General features: G+C 58.5%; 2 protein-coding genes. One reads left to right on the top strand and one right to left on the bottom strand.

Annotated elements, in window-relative coordinates; all coding sequences use genetic code 11:
- Window positions 1-28 precede the first annotated feature (28 nt).
- Window positions 29-775 (top strand): SUMF1/EgtB/PvdO family nonheme iron enzyme, encoded by a 747-nt coding sequence (locus tag EN914_RS35105; protein WP_245497927.1) that lies wholly within the window; start codon window positions 29-31, stop codon window positions 773-775.
- Between the two features lie 56 nt (window positions 776-831).
- Here the strand turns inward: EN914_RS35105 and EN914_RS35100 are convergent, their stop codons facing one another.
- Window positions 832-1,440: a cytochrome b gene (locus EN914_RS35100; protein ID WP_245467717.1), complete on the bottom strand. Its 609-nt coding sequence runs from the start codon at window positions 1,438-1,440 to the stop codon at window positions 832-834.
- Window positions 1,441-1,536 lie beyond the last annotated feature (96 nt).

Genomic DNA, 1,536 nt, shown 5'->3' with positions numbered 1-1,536 from the left:
ATCCCACCCCATCGCTATGACGGTTGTCTTGCTTTCCGGTTCGATCATCTATCCGACTCCGGGCGAGTTCCTGAAAGAGGGACGCCCGCAAGGCAACCCCCGCCTCGAGCGGCAACTCGACAGACCTCTCGAAATCATGGCCTACCAGGTCGGCGCGGCCGACTATGCGGACTGCGTGTCGGCTGGCGGCTGTCAGCCAGCTCAGGAGACGCGCGCGATCCCAAGCAATGCTCCCGTCACCGGAGTAAGCTATCTCGATGCGAATGCCTACGCCCGGTGGTATTCGGAAGTGACCGGCGACCAATGGCGACTGCCATCCGACGAAGAGTGGGCCTTTGCCGCTGCTGAGCGGTTCGCAGGCGAATTCGAGGGTGTCGAAAACGACGCCACCAACCCCGCCAGACGATGGCTCACCAGCTACAAGGCCGAGGTGGACCTCAATCGCAAACCGGACCCGATGCCCAAGAGCCGTGGCTCGTTTGGTTTCAATTCCCTGGGCCTTGCCGACTTTTCTGGCAACGTCTGGGAGTGGACTTCGACCTGCTATGTCCGCACCACGTTGGCTGCGGATGGAAGCGGTGTTGCGAGTTCGGTCGACAATTGCGGTGTCCACGTCCTTGAAGGGCTTCACAGAGCCTACATGTCGAACTTCGTCAGTGACGGAAAAAGCGGAGGCTGTGCCGTCGGTACGCCTCCCGACAATCTGGGATTCAGGCTGGTGCGAGACCGCTCTGGCTGGGCGAGCGATCTGCTCTCTCACCTGAGAATAATCTGACCGTCAGCGCCGTCGGATCTTAGTATCGGCGGCGGCTACAAACGTGACGGACCCGCTTATCGACCGGGCGACAGCATCCGCTTCAGTGTGCCATCGCGAAGCCAGTACTGGTGGAACAGTGCCGCCACGGCATGGACCGAAATCAGGACGACAAACACTGGCTTGTTGAGGGAATGGATGTCGCCCCATGGGTCGCCAATGTAGAAAGCGAGCAGTCCCACAATGGGCGTTAAAAGCAAGAGCAGATAGAAAAGGCCGTGTGAACCACGTGCGGCGATCCGCATCCAGCCAGGTCCGCTTTCTGCAGGCTCAGGCGCACCGGAAACTACACGCATTAGCAACCGGATCAGCACGAGTGCCAGGGTCGAAATTCCTATCCAGTAATGGGCAGAGCCCAATGCCTGATCGGCTGACGAGACGGCGGCTCCATCTTCGGCAGCATCGACCACGGTTGTCATGCTCTCGCCAAAGAACAGTTGGAATAACACCAGCGCAGCTATGATCCAATGAAGCGCAATCTGGGAAGTTGAGTAGCCAATTCTGGTTTCCGTCATTTGATTTTTCCTGACGTTTAACAGCTGCGTGATCGCGATACTGAATAGCCAGGGAACATCGACATAATTTGGCTCGAATCCTCCCGGAATTGTGGCTGCAACCTTACGCATTTGTAAGGCGATGGGGACGTCGAACAGCCGTCCGCGGCCCTCGCCGTGGAGGCACCGGCCACGTCCCTCGTCCGGATTATAGTTTTAGCCTCACAG

The sequence above is a fragment of the Mesorhizobium sp. M7A.F.Ca.CA.001.08.2.1 genome (genome assembly GCF_003998455.1).
Lineage (GTDB): Bacteria > Pseudomonadota > Alphaproteobacteria > Rhizobiales > Rhizobiaceae > Mesorhizobium > Mesorhizobium ciceri.
This window is presented reverse-complemented; position numbering and strand designations above follow the sequence as displayed.

Excerpts from the sequence above, each read along its gene's own strand:
- EN914_RS35100 (WP_245467717.1), bottom strand. The coding sequence starts at position 1,440 with ATGCGTAAGGTTGCAGCCACAATTCCGGGAGGATTCGAGCCAAATTAT.